The organism is Sphingomonas sp. BL-S-29 (genome assembly GCF_055521495.1).
Genome location: NZ_CM145482.1, coordinates 3,601,031 through 3,617,623, shown reverse-complemented (window position 1 = coordinate 3,617,623; position 16,593 = coordinate 3,601,031). Strand labels below are relative to the sequence as shown.

Below are 16,593 nucleotides of genomic sequence, written 5' to 3'. Positions count from 1 at the left end.
TGAAAAATCCGCAACTTTTTTCGCGAGCGCTCAGATGAGGGCGTGGACGATGCCGGGCGAGACCTCGCTCCAGCCCCGCGGCGCGGCCTTGTCGAGCGCCGCGGAATCGATCGCCGCCATGTCGGCCAGGCGCGCCCGCATCCGTCCGGTGTTCACCGCGATCTCCAGCACATTCTGCCGGCCACCTAGTGCGGCCAGCCAGACGTCGTCCTTTGCCTCGGGGACGGGGGTGGTCTTGCCCAGTGCGCGCATCTCCCCGGCAACGCGGTCGGCGATCGGGCCGAGCACCACCTGAAGCGCATTGCCGCCAGGACGCACCACACCGCGCGCGCCGAGTGCCTTGAGCGCGGCTTCGTCGACTTTGGCCGGGTCGATGAGGATCAGCCGCAGGCGCGTCGTGCAGGCATCGATCGACTGGAGGTTGGCGGCCCCGCCCAAGGCAAGCACCAGCCCGGCCGCCTGATCGCCCGTGGCGCCGGAACCGGCGGGTTTGTCCGTCTCCACCTCACGCCCGGGTGTCTTCAGGTCGAAGCGGACGATGCAGAAGCGGAAAGCGAAATAATAGATGGCGAAATAGGCCGCGCCGACCGGCAGCAGCAGCAGCGGCCGGGTCGCCAGGCCATAGTTGAGCACATAGTCGAACAGCCCCGCCGAAAAGCCGAAGCCGAGCCTGACGCCCAGCGCGTCCATGATGACCATCGACAGGCCGGTCAGCACCGCATGCACCGCGTAAAGCAGCGGCGCGAGGAACATGAAGGTGAACTCGATCGGCTCGGTGACGCCGGTCAGCAGCGAGGTGAGCGCGAGGCTGAGCAGCATGCCGCCAACCGCCATGCGCCGCTCGGGCAGGGCAGAGCGGTACATGGCGAGGCAGGCGGCGGGCAGGCCGAACATCATCACCGGGAAAAAGCCGCTCATGAAGGCGCCCGCGCTCGGATCGCCCGCGAAATAGCGTTTCAGGTCGCCGGTCGCGCCATGGAAATCGCCGAGGATGAACCAGGCGATGTTGTTGAGGATATGGTGGAGGCCGGTGACGATGAGGAGCCTGTTCAGTGTGCCGTAGATGAACAGGCCGATGGGCCCGGCGTTGACCACCCAGCGGCTGAGCGTGTCGATCGCGGTTTCGAGCGCGGGGAAGCCGAGGCCGAACAGCGCCGCGCCGATCAACCCGGCGAACCCGGCCGCGATCGGCACGAAGCGCCGGCCGCCGAAAAAGGCGAGATAGTCGGGCAACCTGATCCCGGAATAGCGATTGTAGAGCCAGCCCGAGACCAGCCCGGAAAGGATGCCGGCGGGCACGCTGAGCTTGCCCAGTTCCTTCGCTTTCCACGCGGCGGTAGCAAGATCGCGTGCGGCCTGATCGGCAAAGGCGGCAGTCACTTCGGGCGGGACGAAAAGCAGCGCCTTGCCGCCCTCGACGGTGACGAGGAAGGCGACCGCGCCGGCAAGGCCCGCCGCGCCGTTGTTCTCGCGCGCCAGCCCGACTGCGACGCCGATCGCGAAGATCAGCCCGAGATTGGAGAAGATCGCCTCGCCCGCGGCGGCGATGAACGCAATGTTCAACATGTCCGGCTGGCCGAGGCGCAGCAACAGGCCCGCCACCGGCAGCACCGCGATCGGCAGCATCAGCGCGCGGCCGAGCGGCTGGAGGGCGTCGATCCGCAGGCGCATCATTCGGCTCCTTCCAGCAGCTTGCGGACGTCGCCCGCGGTGGACAGCGACAGGGCCTTTGCAGCGAGGGCTCGGCAGGCCGGCATGTCGAGCGTGCGGACCGCCGCCTTCAGCGCGGGGATGGCGCCGGGCGTTGCCGAAAGTTCGGTGACGCCGAGGCCGATCAGGATCGGCGCAGCCGCCGGATCGGAGGCGATGCCGCCGCAGACCCCGAGCCAGCGGACATGCTTGCTCGCGCCCTCGGCGGCGCGGGCGATGAGATGCAGCACGGCGGGGTGAAGCGCATCGACCATCGCCGCCACCGCCGGATTGCCGCGATCGGCGGCGAGCGCATATTGAGTCAGGTCGTTGCTGCCGATCGAGAGGAAGTCGGCATCGCGCGCTAAGCTGTCGGCGAGCAAAGCGGCTGCGGGTGTTTCGACCATCACGCCGAGCGGGACGGGTTCGTCGATCCCGAGATCGGCGCGCACCTGATCGAGGATCACACGGGCAGCGGCGAGCTCGCCCGCATCGACCACCATGGGCAGCATGATGCGGCATTGTGCGGTTGGTACGCCGCGCAGGATCGCGCGAAACTGGACCGCGAGCAGGCCGGGATTGGCGAGGGAGAAACGAATACCGCGCGCGCCGAGCGCCGGATTCTCCTCGTGGAGAAGGGGCAGATAGGCGACCGGCTTGTCGCCACCGATGTCGAGCGTGCGCACGATCAACGGCCTGCCGGCGAGCCCTTCAGCGACGGCAGCATAGGCGACCCGCTGCTCCTCTTCCCCAGGGGCTGAACTGCGGTCATGGAAGAGGAATTCCGTGCGTAGCAGACCGCAGCCCTCAGCGCCGAGCGCTACCGCCGGGGCCGCCTCAGCGCTGGTCGCGAGGTTGGCGAAGATCTCGATGCGGGTCCCGTCGGTCATGACGCATAATTCCCGCGCCGTTGCGGTTTCGGTGGCAGCACGGTCGCGCTGGCGGAGCAGCCGAGTGGTGGCTGCATCGCGAGCGGCAGGTTCCGGTGCTGGATCGAGGGTGGCGCAGTCGGCATCGAGCACGACCTCGCGGCCGTCATCGAGATCGAGGACGGCTGATCCGGCTGCGACGATCATCGGAATGCCCGCAGAGGCGGCGAGGATCGCGGCGTGCGCGGTTGGCCCACCATAAGCGGTGCAGATGCCGGCAACGCCCGCATCGGTCAGCGCGGCGAAATGCGAGGGGAGCAGTTCGTCAGTGACCAAGATCGCGCCGCGCGGTGGCGTCGGCATCGCGGTATCGGCGCCGACGAGCAGCGCGATCATCTGGCGCTCGATATCCTTCAGGTCGGCGATGCGTTCGATCAGCAAGCGGTCGCCGGTCGCGCGGATCGCCTCGGCATGGCCGCGGATCGCCCCGCGCCAGGCGAACGCCGCGCTCTTGCCTTGCGCGATCAGGCCCTGCGCGGCGGCGAGCAGTTCGGGGTCCTCGATCAGGGCGCGGTGCGCGGCGGCGATGTCCGCGCCGGCACCATGGCCATTCGCGGCGGTGGCCAGCAACCGTGTTCGAGCGGCGGTAAGCGCAGCACCCTCGACAGCCGCGCCGTCACCCTGCTCGGGCACGGTGATATCGGCAGGACGGAACTGGAAAATCGGGCCAATGGCAAGGCCGGGCGCGGCGCGGACGCCGTGGATCAGGCCATCGGCTGCAGGCGCTGCGACGGGGGTGACGGGCTGGTGCGCTTCCTCGCTTATGCCCTGCTCGATCAGGGTGGCGACGGCGGCGATGGCAGCGCGGGCATCGGGGCCGCCTCCGGCGATCTCGATGTCGTCGTCATGGCGGATGCCCGCCGACAACAGCGCAACGATGCTGCGCGCATTGGCGGTCTTGCCGTGCGCGGAGAGCGTTACCTCGGCCGTGAACGGCTTGAGTGCCGCGACGATGCGGGCTGCGGGGCGGGCATGGATGCCGCTGGGAAGCAGCACGCGGATCGTGCAGCGGGCGGTATCCTCGCCGAGGTCGGTTGCGACCTTGTCGGTAGCGAGCGGTGCGATATCGGCGAGAGGATCGCCGGCCTTTACGCGAGCGTCGAGGCCGTGGAGCGTGACGGCAAAGCCCTCGCTGATGATGGTGATCGGCGTGATCAGACTTTTGGCGCGCGCGGCGACCGGGTCGAGATCGACCTCCAGCAGCACCTGGCCGAGCGTCACCGTCTCGCCGTCGCGGACTCTGGCGGTGAAGCCGTCTCCCGCCAGCGCGACGGTTTCCAGCCCGACATGGATGAGCAGTTCGGCGCCATTGGCGAGCTTCAGGGTGACGGAATGGCGGGTCGGGGCGACGGCGATGACCGTCGCGTCGCAGGGCGCGCGGATCACGCCTTCGAGCGGATCGATCGCAAAGCCTTCGCCCATCATGCGCTCGGCGAAGACCGGATCGGGCACCTGCGCCAGATCGAGCGCCCAGCCGGCCATGGGCGCGTGCAGGCGGACGATCACGGAGCGGTCACCAGCTGCACGGTGCTCACCGCCCAGAGCGGGTTCACGCCCTTCGCGGTGTAGGTGATGCACAGGTCATGATGGCCCTTGAGCGGCGCGATCGACGTGGTCAGCAACGTGATCCCCGGTCGCCGAGCGGCGGCGGCGAGCGGCAGGGTCGCGACACGCGCGCCATCGCAGCCGTCGCGAATTTCGATCTCGCCGGCGGGCGTCGCGGGCGGGCGGAATCTGATCTTGTCCTTGTCCGCGCCGATCTGGAAATTGAACGGCACCTGCCCGACCGAGACGGCGATCGATCGCACGCCGTCCATCGGCGCGGCATCATAGATCCAGCACGGATTGGCGACGTCGACCATCAGCGCGGCGCGCGGCTCCCTCGCCGGCGCGTCGTCGGCCAGCCGCAGCGCGATGCCCTGCGAGCAGAGCTTGAGCTGCGTATCGTCGCGCCGGCGGATCGAGGCTGGCGTGAGGTTCAGGTCGATCGCACCCGGCAGCGCCGCGCCGTCGAGCATGGTCGCGGCACGGAGGCGGGCAGGCAGCTTCAAGGTCACCGGCCCCGAATAGAGCGGCGATGTGGGGCTGGGGAGGCTGCCGTCGATGGTATAACGAACCGGCAGGTCGGACTGACCGGTGAGCACGACCTTCGCGCCGTCGCCATCCGGGGCGAGCCTCGCCACCGGGCGATACACCGCCGCGCTGGGCTCGATGCCGAGCCTGCTCAGCCGCTGCATCTGCGGCGCGAGCCGGCGGACGAAATCGCCGAAATCGCGTTTCCCGCTCGACCAGCCTAGTTCGGCGATCGCCGCGCCACGCGGAAAGGCGGCCGCCGCGACGAGGGACTCGCTCCGCAGATGCTCGGCCCAGATATTACCCTGCAGGCCAAGGATATGGCGCTGCTGCTCCGCCGGGATCGAGGCGGGGCCCGGATCGAACCCATAGACGGTCGCCAGGGTGATGAGATTGCCGCGCCCGGTGCCCTCCGCGGCGCTGACCCCCTGGCGATTGTCGAGATAGAGCGTCGGCGCCGGGCTCAGCACCGCATCATGGCCCGCCTTGGCCGCGGCAACCGCGCCGTCCAGCCCGCGCCACGACATCACGGTCGCATCCGGCATGATGCCGCCGTCGAGGATTTCGTCCCAGCCGATCAGCCGCCGGTCATGCGCGGCAAGATAACGGCCGATGCGCTGGATGAACCAGCTTTGCAATTTGTCCTCGGAGGTGATGCCGAGCGCCTTCATCTTCGCCTGGATCGCGGGCGAAGCGGCCCATTGCTGCTTCACTGCCTCGTCGCCGCCGACATGGATGTAGCGCGACGGGAACAGCGCCATCACGTCGTCGAGCACGTCCTGCAGGAAGGTGAAGGTCGCGTCGTCGCTGTTGTAGAGCCAGGGGAACACGCCCCAGTCGCTCTCCGTACCCGGCGGGATCGGAACGCCCATGCCGAGCCGCGGATAAGCGCGGATCGCGCTCAGCGCATGGCCGGGCATCTCGATCTCGGGCACGATGGTGATGCCGCGCGCGGCGGCATAGGCGACGATATCGCGGATCTGTTCGTGCGTGTAGAAACCGCCGATGACCGGCAGGGGAGGGGCGCCGGGCGCGGTGGCCGGGCGGCGCCACGCGCTGACGCTGGTCAGGCGCGGATATTTAGGAATCGGGATGCGCCAGCCCTGATCGTCGACCAGATGCCAGTGAAGCGTGTTGAGCTTGTTCGCCGCCATCGCATCGATCAGCCGCTTCACGAAGGCGGGCGACTGGAAGTGCCGCGCACTGTCCAGCATCAGCCCGCGCCATTTGAAGCGCGGCGCATCGTCGATCGAGACGGCGGGAATGAAGGGGCTGGTCTCCCCGGCGCGGGCGAGTTGCCACAGCGTGACGGCGCCATAGAGCAGGCCGGCATCGTCGCTCGCGCTGATCGTTGCGCCCGAGGCGGATGTGGTCAGGCGATAGCCCTCGGCGGGAAGGCCGGTCACGCGTTCGAAGCGGATCTTGCCGCCAGTGGTTACCGCGAGCTTCGGCCCGCCGGTGCGGAGGAGCAATTCGCCGAGCCGCGCCCCGGCGTTGCGGGCGCCGGCATCGCCCGGAGGAATGGCGATGCCCGTTGCGGGGGTCAGGGTGAAGCCGCCCTCAGCGACTTTCATCGATTGCGGGGCGGGGAGCAGCGCCTGGGCCGAAAGCGGCGTCGCCCATAAGAAACTCCCGGCGAGCGCCGGGAGTGACTTGCCGAGGAACTGGATCATGCGCGGCACGGACAGGTCCTTGTACGAAGGGACGCGGGCCGGAGCATCCCCCGGCCCGCAATGCCTATCAGAAGCGCAGGCGCGCGCCGACGTAGAACTGCCGGCCATTGTCGTAGATCGCGCGGAACCGGTCTTCAGTGCCGGAATATTGCTCGATCTTGCTGTTGGTCAGATTGACCGCATCGGCGGTGAGCGAGATGTTCTCGGTCACCTTGAAGCTCGCCGAGGCGTCGAGCGACTGAGTCGCCTTCTGGTTGAGCGGTGCCGCCCGGTCGATGTTGATGAAGAAGGACGACCGGTAGTTGTAGGACAGGCGGAACGAGGCGAAGTCGTTCTCGTAATAGCCGGTCAGGTTCAGCGCGTGCTTCGAATTGCCGGGGATCGGATCGCCCGTTTCCGATTTCGCATCGGAATAGGTGTAGTTGATGATTGCCCCGAAGCCATAGGCGATCGGGCGCGAGATCTGGAACTCGGCGCCCTTGTTGGTGCCGCCCGCGCCGTTCGATCGGCGGTTGATGTCGAAGGCGCAGTTGAACAGCGGGTTGGCGGGGGTCGAGTTGGACGCGACCGTGCAGCGCGACGCGTTCGGGTTGGTCGCGTTCTGCACCGGATAGACTTCCTGCACCGTGCGGTTCACGATGTAGGACTGGATGTCCTTATAGTAGAGCGCGGCCGCGACGATCGTGTCGTGATCCGGATACCATTCGATCGACAGGTCGTAATTGTTCGAGCGGTATGGATCGACGCGGGGATCGCCGCCGTCGCCGGTCAGCGAGCCCGGGTTGAGCGACACGCGCGGCACGATGTCGGTATAATCGGGCCGGGCGACGCTGCGGCTCGCGGCGAAGCGCACGATGACGTCGGGGGTGACGTTCACGCTCAAATTCGCGCTGGGCAGGAAGTCGGTATAGCTGCGCTTGACCTCGACCGGCACATAGACGCCGAACGCATTGGTGGTCACCGCACCCGGCGTCGAGGCCGGCACGCCGAGCAGGTTGCCGAGCGAATCCTGGTCGGTGCGCACGATGCGCAGGCCGAAATTGGCGCTCCAGCCGTCTTCCTTGCCGCCGAGCTTCGCCATGGCATAGCCGCCATAGGTCTTCTCGTTGATCGAGTAATTCTCCGGCGGGTTGAGGATGCGCTCACGCGCCGACGCGGGCAGGTTGTTCAGGATGGTCTGCAGCTTCGTGCGATCGACCTGGAAGAAGTTGGTGAGCGTGCCGGGCAGGGCGACGCCGTCGAGGAAATCGTCGGGCGTCGGGCCGCCGGCGAAATCGACCGAGGTGCAGGCATGGCTGCCGCAGCCGGATGCGCCGACCAGGTTGAGATAGAAGGCGCCGTACGTCGTCGCGAGGAAGCGGGTGACGCGGTCATGATCGGTGAACTTGCCGCCGAATTTCAGCGCGTGGAGCGGGCCCCAATCCACCTCATGCTCGTAATCGACGTAGAAATACTTCTCTTCGTCGCTGTTGGTGATCTTGTGGAGCGAGGCGAAGTCCAAGATCAGATTGCTCGGCTGGGTCGGGTCGATGCCGGTGAACTTCACCTGCGGCACCTTGCCGCTGATGTCGAAGGTGAAGGCGCCGGGCGCCGCGCCCTCGTAGAAGGGCTGCGATTCCGTGTTGCCGTTGGCCTTGGTGTAGCCGGCCTTCAGGTGCAGCGTGGAGGCATCGGTCGGATGCCACACCAGATCGGCATCGGCCGAATAGGTCTTGGCGAAGGCCTGGCGGTCGATCGCGTCATAGACCGCCGCACGGCTGCCCGGCAGCGAGGTGACGGTGCCCGACACGACGGTGCCGTTGCGTACGGTCGCATTGCTCAGCGTGCCGCCGTCGCCCAGCGCCTTGGAGCCCCAGGCGAGGTAGTTCTGGTTGAAGTTGTTGGCGTTGAACTTCGAATAGAGCCCGGTGATGTTGAGCTCGAGATCGTCCGACGGGCGGAACTGCAGGGCGATGTTGCCGCCGTACCGCTCGCGCTCCTGCTGGAACAATGCCGAGCCGATCAACGACGGGATCTGTGCGGTCTGGCCGCCGACGGTGACGGGTTGATAGCCGAGCACTTCGATGCCGTCGCGGCGGATGTCGCGCTTCTGATAGACGCCGCCGATCAGGATGCCGAAGGTATCCGCATCGTTCTTCCAGCTGAACAGGCCGGAGACCTGCGGGTCGAACGAACCGCGCTTGTCCGAATAGACGCCCTGGACCGAGGCGGAGACGGTGAAGGCCTTCAGGTCGAGCGGATTACGGGTGTGCACGTTGATCGTGCCGCCGATGCCGCCTTCCTCGACGTCCGCCTGGCCCGATTTGTAGACGTCGAGCTGGCCGACGATCTCGGCGGGCAACGTGAGGTAGTTGAAGCTGCGCGTTGCCGCGAGCTGTTCGAGGATGAACCAGTCGGCGGTGGCGATGGCATGGCCGTTGACCAGCGTCTTGGTCAGGTTCGGCGCGGTGCCGCGCAGCGAGACGCGTTCGCCTTCGCCGAATTCGCGGTTGATCACGACGCCGGGTACGCGCTGCAGCGCCTCGGCGACGTTCTTGTCGGGGAATTTGCCGATGTCCTCGGCCGACAACACGTCGGCGATGACGCTCGAATCGCGCTTCGCGTCGATCGAGAGGCGCAGCGACTGACGGATGCCGGTGACGACGATGTCGCTTTCGCCCGAATCGCCCTCCGCGGACTGGGCCGGGCCGGGTGGCGCGTTGTTGGCGGTGACGGTGCTCTGGGCCTGCGCGGTGGCGGCCAATGCTAACGAACTCACGGATGCAGCCAGAAGTCGTATTGCGGTCATTGCCGTTCTCCCCTTCTTGTCCCTGTCGGCATGCCAATTGATTACCAATCGCATACCAATTTGTGAAACATGTGTCATACCAATGACAGCGTCAAGCAGGATTTTTGCAAGTCCAGTCACGTTGGTGCAATTTTGTTGTGGAAAATGGTATTTGATTGGTCTTATAGAGGTTGGGTCGGCAACGGCTGGCGAGCAGGAGCGGGGATGCGCGAATGACCAATCTGGCCGACAAGATCGGGTCGCTTGACGGCAATGCGCGGGCGCCGCTGTATCAGCAGATGCAGGACGCCCTGCGGCGCGGGATCGAGACCGGGTCGCTGCGGCCGCAGGAAGCGCTGCCGCCCGAGCGCGATATCGCCAAGGAATTCGGCATCTCGCGCATCACGGTGCGCAAGGCAGTCGACGGGCTGGTCGCGGACGGCATGCTCACCCGCCGCCAGGGCGCGGGCACCTTTGTCGGCGGACGAGTCGAGAAGCAATTCTCGAAGCTCACCTCCTTTTCCGAGGACATGGCGGCGCGCGGTCGCACCGCGCGCAGCGAATGGATCATGCAGACCGAGAGCACGGTGAATTCGGACGAGTCGCTGACCCTGGGTCTCAGCCCCGGATCGCGCGTGTTCCGCTTCCACCGCATCCGCTACGCCGACGATCAGCCCATGGCGCTGGAATATTCGACGGTGCCGGGCTTCGGCCTGCCCGGGCTCGATGTGGTCGGCGTGTCGCTCTACGAAGCGCTCGAAGGGGCGGGGCATAGGCCGGTACGCGCGCTGCAGCGCTTGCGGGCGGTGCTGTTCGACAAGGACCAGGCGGCGTTGCTCGGCATCGAGGTCGGCGCGCCGGGACTGTTCATCGAGCGTCGCGGTTTCCTGGAGGATGGCCGCGCGATCGAGATGACGCATAGCTGGTACCGGGGTGACGCCTATGACTTCGTCGCTGAGCTGAACGCGCTGGCATGAGCATCGCGCCCGAATCGACCTTGATGTTCGCCGAGGCGGCCGAAGCCGCGGCGGTGGTTACGCGTCAACGCGCGGCCAATCGCCGGGCGGTCGAGGCGCTCGCCGCGCGGCTGCGCGCCGCGCCGCCGCGCGCGGTATCGACCTGCGCGCGTGGTTCTTCGGATCACGCCGCGACCTTCGCCAAATATCTGATCGAGACGGTGATTGGCGTGCCCGTCAGCTCGGCCGCGCCGTCGGTGTCCTCGGTCTATCATGCCGCGGCGCAGCTCGACGACACGCTGCTGCTGGCGATTTCGCAGTCTGGTCGCAGCCCCGACCTGCTGAGCATGGTCGAGGCAGGCAAGGCCGGCGGCGCCTATCTGGCGGCGATGGTCAACGACGCGACCTCGCCGCTCGCTGTGCTGGCCGATGCGCCGCTGCCGCTTCACGCCGGCGCGGAGAAGAGCGTGGCGGCGACCAAGAGCTATATCGCGTCGCTGGCGGCGATCGTGGGGCTGGTCGCGGCCTGGGCTGAGGACGCTGCACTGTCAGAGGCGCTCGATGCAGCGCCTGAGTTGCTCACCAAATCCTGGCAAGCCGACTGGACGCCGCTGGTCGACGGGCTCGCTGACGCGCGGGGCCTGTATGTCATCGGGCGTGGCCTCGGTCTCGGCGTCGCGCAGGAAGCGGCGCTGAAGTTCAAGGAGACCTGCGGGCTGCATGCCGAAGCGTTCAGCGCGGCCGAGGTACGGCATGGGCCGATGGCGCTGATCGGCCCCGACTTTCCCGTGCTGGTGTTCCGCCAGGACGATGAGACCGCACCGGGCGTCGACGATCTGGTGCGCGAAGCGCTGGGGCAGGGCGGTATCGTCTATTGTGCGGGCGGCAGCATTTCGGGCGCGGTCACCCTGCCGACGCTTGACGCGGCACCGGCGACCCAGCCGATGCTGCAGATCCAGTCCTTCTACCGCGCGGTCAACGCGCTATCGGTGCGCCGGGGCTTCGATCCCGATTCGCCGCCCCATCTGCGCAAAGTGACCGAAACCGTCTGATGGCCACTGCCCTTTTCAACTGCCGCCTGTTGATCGACGACGCGCTGGTCGGCGGCATGGCCGTGCTCATCGAAGACGGCCTGATCGCGGCGGTCATCGCGGATCGCGATATCCCCGCGTCGGCCGAACGGCGCGACCTGAACGGCGCGGTGTTGGCACCGGGGCTGATCGACACGCAGGTCAATGGCGGCGGGGGCGTGCTGTTCAACGATGCGCCGACGGTCGAGACGATCGCGACGATCGGTGCCGCGCACCGGCGTTTCGGCACGACGGGTTTCCTGCCGACCCTGATCAGCGACGATCTCGCTACGGTGCGCGCTGGCGTGGCCGCGGTGGACGACGCGATCGCGCGCGGCGTGCCGGGCGTGCTCGGCATTCATATCGAGGGGCCGTTCCTCAATGTGGAGCGCAAGGGCATCCATGATCCCGACAAGATCATCACCCTGGACGATAACGGCTTTGCCGCGGTCACTGGCCTGAAGAACGGTGTCACCCTCGTCACGCTCGCGCCGGAAAAGACCAATCCGGCGATGATCGCGCGGCTTGCGCAGGCGGGCGTGATCGTCGCGGCAGGCCATACCGACGGCAGCTATGACGCGATCCGCGGGGCCCTGGACGCAGGGATGACCGGCTTCACCCATCTGTTCAACGCGATGTCGCCGCTCGCCTCGCGTGAGCCCGGCGCGGTCGGCGCGGCGCTCGAGGATCGGGAAAGCTGGTGCGGGCTGATCGTCGACGGGCGGCACGTCCATCCCGCGACGATGCGCGTGGCGGTGAATGCGAAGCGCGACCGCATCATGCTCGTCACCGATGCGATGCCGAGCGTCGGCCAGACCGACAAGAGCTTCGTGCTGCAGGGGCACCGGGTCGAGGTGGTCGACGGAGTCTGCGTCAATGAGGACGGCACGCTTGCCGGTTCGGACCTCGATATGGCCCAGGCCGTGCGCAATGCGGAGACGATGCTGGGCGTATCCCAGGCCCAGGCGCTGACCATGGCCGGGCGCAATCCTGCGCGGTTCCTGCGCCTCGATCGAACCCATGGCCGGATCGCGGCGGGATATGCCGCCGATCTCGTCGCGCTCGATTCGGAGGGCCGTACGCTGGCGACCTGGATCAGTGGCCGGAGCCAAGGCTGATCGCCGCTATTTCGCGCCGCCTCCCTCCTCACCATACCCGCCTCGGATGATCACCCGCCCGGAGCGCGAATCGACCAGGATGTCGTCCTCATAGGAAGCCTCGGGCTCACGCCCATAAGGCGCCCGCTCCATCAGATTGTAGAGCGCGAGCTGGTCGCGCATCTGGTCGTTCTCGGCCTGCTGCACCATTTGAGTCCAGCGCCGCAATGCCGCCTGGTTGCCCTTCATCGCCGCCTCGGTGAGCGATCGGAAGACCGCCCGATGCGCCGGCAGCTCGATTGCGGCGTCTCCTTCGCCGAGTCTCACCAGGCGATAGGCCTCCTCGAGGATCATCGCGCGCGTCGGCTGATCCGATCCGGGCAGGCGGTCGCCTGGCGCGCCGGTCGCGCGCCGTCCGGAAGGACGCCCAGCGGGGTTGCCGGAACTGCCCTTGGCGAACCGCCCCCGAACACGCTGCGTTGGCCGCGCGTCGTTGTCGTCCCTCGTTTCGACCCTCGATTCAAATCTCTGCCTGGTCATGTCATCGTTCCAGCCATGGTTGATCCCACCGCCTTCAAACCCGATCGCGCCGATGATTTGAATCAAGCGCTGCCTGTTTCGCCGGCAATCCCACCTGTTCCCACCTGTTCGGCGAATAACAGGTGGCGGTGCCTAAAGTGTTCGATCGGAACGATAAATCCGCGCGCCGAATCCAACATAACAGGTGCAGAAAAATTCGGCCGCACAACGGCCAAAACCGCGTTCGTGCGATCGGATCAGCGCCTCTGCTGACGCGCGACTCCATGCAAGGCGCGGTAGTATAATTCATACTATTAAGGTAGGATATGGCTACTGCAAACGTGAAATAAAAAGTCCAGACAAGATGTCACATGAATGGTGGTAAACACCGACAAGCTGCGAAATCAATGTTCTGTGTGCAGTGCGGCAAGTTCCACTATAAATGGTTGTAACACTTCTTTCTCACTGTTCTTCCCATGCTATTCAGCGCCGGCGCGATGCCCTGTTTTCTGCGACATGCAATTGTCGTGGACAACGATGGTCAGGGGGGAGAGGCGCTGGAGAAGTGAATGCGGCGGCCCTTCATCCATATCAATTTCGCCACGGAGGACGTGCGCAGCGTTCGCCAGCCGCAGGGAATCTCCGGGAATATTTCCTGTGGCGCCGACTGGCACCGGGTGCACATCCTGCGCGAGCGCTACGATGCCATCGCGGTCGGCGGCAGGACCTGGAACATCGATCGGCCCCGCCTGACGGTTCGGCCGGAAAAGCTGGGACGAGAACCGCGCCGGCAACCGAACCGGGTCATCTTCGCCGGGTCGCAACCCTGCGCGATGTCGCATCCCGGCGCCCCCGCGTTCGTGGTCAGCTCGCACGACCATGTCGATCCCAGCGCGGTCGCGCTGGCGATGAACGGTCATGATCTGCATGGGCCACTGACGTCGCTCTATGATCACGGCATCGAAAGCCTGCTGGTCGAGGGCGGGCCGACATTGTTGCGGTCCTTCTTCAATCAGGGATTTGCCGACCGGGTGACGATCTACGTCCGCGCGGGCACGGCGGAGGGCGCCGATCGCGGTGCTCGTGACACGCTTGGCGTGTTGCCCGTCGAGTTTCGGGCGAGCGCCTTTGGCGAAGGTTTCCTGCTCGAATCCGGGGTGGTGGAGGTTGCGCTCGCGGCGGGGGCGGCGCGGTGATGCTCGCCCAGCCGGTCCGGTTCGTCATCTTTGCCGCGCCCCGGACGGGCAGCAACCTGCTGTGCAGCCTGTTGAACGCTCATCCCGATGTGCTGTGTCATCACGGCCTGTTCAATCCGGACGGGCTTCACTGGGCGCGGGACTGGCAGCCGGACGGCGCTTTTCCGGGCGGCCTGGCGGCGCGGGATCGCGATCCGGCGGGTTTCATCGCTTCGGTCTGGGCCTCGGGCGGCGATGCCCGGGCGATCGGCTTCAAGATGAACCGGGACGAGAATGGCGATGCGGTGGACATCCTCCTGCGCGACCCGTCGGTGCGCAAGATCCTGCTCAGGCGGCGCAACCGGGTGCGGACCTATGTGTCCGAGGAGATCGCGAAGCTGACCGGAATCTGGGAGAGCTACGACGCGCCGGCCGACCCGGCGCTGCCGGTGGTGCATGTCGAGCCGGGCGACCTGATCCGGCACAGCGCTCTCAATGCAGCCTATTATGCCGCGATCGTGGATTCGCTCCGCGCGTCCGGACAGACATGGCGCGACACGCATTATGAGGCGCTGGGCGATCCCGGCGAGATGGCCGGCGTGCTTTCCTTTCTGGGGATAGCGGCACCGTCGCCGCTGTCGGCCGCCAGCCACAAACGCGGCCCCGCCGATCTGGGCGCCGTGGTGGAGAATTTCGACGACCTCGCCGGCGCCCTGCGCGGGACCACGCTGCTCGACGATCTCTACCGGTGCGACATGCCCGAACTCCATCACCACGATTTCACGCCGTAGGAGCGCCGCTGATGCTCAACGCCAACATCGCCCCGATCGCAGCCGATGGCTTCACCCGCCACCGCGGCCCGGTCACCTCGGTCGCCGCCATTCCGGGCCGCGCTGCCGCGGTCGCCGTCGCTTATGATGGCGCGGTCAGCCTGTTCGATCTCGATGCCGGAACGGCCGAGCTGCTCGGCTATCACCGCCACCTCGCCAATCATGTGACGGTGAGCGAGGACGGCGCCTGGGCGGCTTCGTCCTCCTCGGATTACGATATCTATATCTGGGACCTGGCGGCGCGGAAGCTGGCGCTCGTGCTGCGCGGGCATAGCGACGATGTGGAAGGCTTTGCCTTTGTCGACGAGTCGGCCGGCGTTTCCGCCTCGCGCGACCGGCGGATCATCGTGTGGGATCTCGTCACTGGCACCATCCGCCGGACGATCGAGGGGCATGAGAAGGACGTGCTGTCGGTCGCCTGCCGCGACGGGCTGATCTATTCGTCGGGCGACGACATGACGCTGCGCCAATGGGATCTCGCCACCGGCGGACTGATCCGCACCTGGGGCCCGTTCGAGACCGAAACCGACACCTGCGCCATCGATATGCTGAACGGCCGCGTGGTGCTGGGCTGCGACGACGGCGTCATCCGCGTCTTCGATGCCCGTGAGGGCACGGCGCTGGCCTCGATCGAGGCGCACGGATCGGGGATCAAGAAAGTCGCGGTATCGCCGGTCAATGGCGACATCCTGTCCTGCGCCTATGATCAGGTGATCAGGATCTGGGATGCGGCGTCCTTCGCGCCGCGGGTCGATCTGGAAAACCATGCGGCGAAATGGGAACGGTCCTTTGGCTGGTCCCCGGACGGCAGCACCATCCTTGCCGGCACCTTCGACGGCACCGTCGTGCAATGGGATGCGGCGTCAGGCCGGATCCTGTGCGAGATCGGCGGCGCGCCGGGTGACCAGGGCAATGCCTGTTTCAACGAGGCCGCCGCCGGGCCGGACGGCAGCGTGGCGCTGGTCGCCGATGACGGGATGGTGCGGCTGATCCGCCTGACCGATCGGGAGGCCAGTCTCGTCGCGCGTACTGCCCCGCCCGGCGGGCGCCGCCTGATGAACGCGGTGACCCGCGATCCCGGCGCTGACCGGGTGATCGCCGGCTCGCATGACCACAAGCTGCATATCTTCGGTGCCGGGCTGGAAAGCGTGGCCGCGGTGGCGCTGGGGCAGGGGCCGATCAATTCGATCCGGGTGGCGCAGTGTGCCGGCCATGAAGGCGCGCTGTTCGCTGCCTGCTACAGCGGCGCGATCGTTCGGGTCTCACCGGACGGGCGGGACGTTCAGGCGCATGGGCTGCACGACGGCGCGGTGAAGGCGCTGCGCCTGCACCCGAGCGAGGCGATCGGGGTGAGCTGCAGCGCCGATGGCGGGCTGCTGTCCTGGACGCTCGACGGGGAGATCCTCAATCACTTCCCGGGCCACACCGCGATCGTCGACGATGTCGACATCTCTCCCACGGGCGACCGGATCGCCAGCGCGTCGCGCGATTTCACGCTGAACGTCTATGACCTGGCCGACGCGCGGCTGACTCATTCGATCGAGCTTGGGCGCCGTTCCCCCAAATCGCTCTGCTTCTGGGATGCCGAGACGGTGATCGTCGGCGATTATTGGGGCGCGCTGGTCAAGGCCGATCTGCGCACGGGCCGCGTCAGCCGCCGGACCATCGCCGCCAACGGCATTAGCTCGCTGTCGCGCAGCGGCGATGGGCTGATCGCCTCCTCCTATGACGGGGGAATCTATCTCGTGTCCGTCCCCGATCTCGCCGTCCGCAACGTCTATCGCGCGATGACCCAGCGGGTCGGCGCCACCTGAC

Annotated in this window: 11 protein-coding genes; 6 read left to right on the top strand and 5 right to left on the bottom strand. The window is 66.9% G+C overall.

Annotated features, from left to right (window positions below; all coding sequences use genetic code 11):
- Positions 1-30: 30 nt before the first annotated feature.
- From nagE to ACZ1I2_RS17000, 4 genes are all read right to left on the bottom strand, one after another.
- Positions 31-1,671: an N-acetylglucosamine-specific PTS transporter subunit IIBC gene (nagE, locus tag ACZ1I2_RS17015; protein ID WP_465176437.1), complete on the bottom strand. Its 1,641-nt coding sequence runs from the start codon at positions 1,669-1,671 to the stop codon at positions 31-33.
- Positions 1,671-4,124 carry a phosphoenolpyruvate--protein phosphotransferase gene (ptsP, locus tag ACZ1I2_RS17010; RefSeq protein ID WP_465176438.1) on the bottom strand — a complete coding sequence of 818 codons (2,454 nt, stop codon included), beginning with the start codon at positions 4,122-4,124 and terminating at the stop codon, positions 1,671-1,673. The genes nagE and ptsP overlap by 1 nt, the downstream gene beginning before the upstream one ends.
- Entirely contained in the window at positions 4,121-6,364 is a 2,244-nt protein-coding gene (locus tag ACZ1I2_RS17005; protein ID WP_465177121.1) for a family 20 glycosylhydrolase, read from the bottom strand. The genes ptsP and ACZ1I2_RS17005 overlap by 4 nt, the downstream gene beginning before the upstream one ends.
- 67 nt (positions 6,365-6,431) lie before the next feature.
- Positions 6,432-9,107, bottom strand: a complete 2,676-nt coding sequence (locus ACZ1I2_RS17000) for a TonB-dependent receptor (RefSeq protein WP_465176439.1) — start codon at positions 9,105-9,107, stop codon at positions 6,432-6,434.
- A 257-nt stretch (positions 9,108-9,364) separates the two neighbouring features.
- On the opposite strand from ACZ1I2_RS17000, the gene ACZ1I2_RS16995 reads away from it, so the two are divergent.
- Genes ACZ1I2_RS16995 through nagA form a run of 3 tightly spaced genes read left to right on the top strand, consistent with a single transcriptional unit; the run spans position 9,365 to position 12,275 of the window.
- The gene (locus ACZ1I2_RS16995) at positions 9,365-10,108 is read left to right on the top strand and encodes a GntR family transcriptional regulator (protein ID WP_465176440.1); all 744 of its coding nucleotides are present in this window, start codon (positions 9,365-9,367) and stop codon (positions 10,106-10,108) included.
- Positions 10,105-11,139: an SIS domain-containing protein gene (locus tag ACZ1I2_RS16990; protein WP_465176441.1), complete on the top strand. Its 1,035-nt coding sequence runs from the start codon at positions 10,105-10,107 to the stop codon at positions 11,137-11,139. Before ACZ1I2_RS16995 ends, ACZ1I2_RS16990 begins: the two co-directional genes overlap by 4 nt.
- Positions 11,139-12,275, top strand: a complete 1,137-nt coding sequence (gene nagA, locus ACZ1I2_RS16985) for an N-acetylglucosamine-6-phosphate deacetylase (RefSeq protein WP_465176442.1) — start codon at positions 11,139-11,141, stop codon at positions 12,273-12,275. Before ACZ1I2_RS16990 ends, nagA begins: the two co-directional genes overlap by 1 nt.
- Before the next feature lie 6 nt (positions 12,276-12,281).
- Here nagA and ACZ1I2_RS16980 read toward each other — a convergent pair whose 3' ends face one another.
- Positions 12,282-12,794: a DUF5681 domain-containing protein gene (locus ACZ1I2_RS16980; RefSeq protein ID WP_465181487.1), complete on the bottom strand. Its 513-nt coding sequence runs from the start codon at positions 12,792-12,794 to the stop codon at positions 12,282-12,284.
- A 548-nt stretch (positions 12,795-13,342) separates the two neighbouring features.
- Between ACZ1I2_RS16980 and ACZ1I2_RS16975 the strand changes: the two genes are divergently transcribed.
- The 3 genes from ACZ1I2_RS16975 to ACZ1I2_RS16965 are packed head-to-tail and all read left to right on the top strand — an operon-like array spanning position 13,343 to position 16,592.
- Positions 13,343-13,969, top strand: a complete 627-nt coding sequence (locus tag ACZ1I2_RS16975) for a RibD family protein (RefSeq protein ID WP_465172983.1) — start codon at positions 13,343-13,345, stop codon at positions 13,967-13,969.
- Positions 13,966-14,739 (top strand): hypothetical protein, encoded by a 774-nt coding sequence (locus ACZ1I2_RS16970; protein WP_465176444.1) that lies wholly within the window; start codon positions 13,966-13,968, stop codon positions 14,737-14,739. Before ACZ1I2_RS16975 ends, ACZ1I2_RS16970 begins: the two co-directional genes overlap by 4 nt.
- 11 nt (positions 14,740-14,750) lie before the next feature.
- Positions 14,751-16,592, top strand: a complete 1,842-nt coding sequence (locus ACZ1I2_RS16965; RefSeq protein ID WP_465176445.1) for a WD40 repeat domain-containing protein — start codon at positions 14,751-14,753, stop codon at positions 16,590-16,592.
- Position 16,593: the final 1 nt, after the last annotated feature.

Coding starts and splice junctions, on each gene's coding strand:
- ACZ1I2_RS16980 (WP_465181487.1), bottom strand. CDS start 12,794: ATGACCAGGCAGAGATTTGAATCGAGGGTCGAAACGAGGGACGACAAC.
- ACZ1I2_RS16975 (WP_465172983.1), top strand. CDS start 13,343: ATGCGGCGGCCCTTCATCCATATCAATTTCGCCACGGAGGACGTGCGC.
- ACZ1I2_RS16965 (WP_465176445.1), top strand. CDS start 14,751: ATGCTCAACGCCAACATCGCCCCGATCGCAGCCGATGGCTTCACCCGC.
- nagE (WP_465176437.1), bottom strand. CDS start 1,671: ATGCGCCTGCGGATCGACGCCCTCCAGCCGCTCGGCCGCGCGCTGATG.
- ACZ1I2_RS16990 (WP_465176441.1), top strand. CDS start 10,105: ATGAGCATCGCGCCCGAATCGACCTTGATGTTCGCCGAGGCGGCCGAA.
- ACZ1I2_RS16995 (WP_465176440.1), top strand. CDS start 9,365: ATGACCAATCTGGCCGACAAGATCGGGTCGCTTGACGGCAATGCGCGG.
- ACZ1I2_RS17005 (WP_465177121.1), bottom strand. CDS start 6,364: ATGATCCAGTTCCTCGGCAAGTCACTCCCGGCGCTCGCCGGGAGTTTC.
- nagA (WP_465176442.1), top strand. CDS start 11,139: ATGGCCACTGCCCTTTTCAACTGCCGCCTGTTGATCGACGACGCGCTG.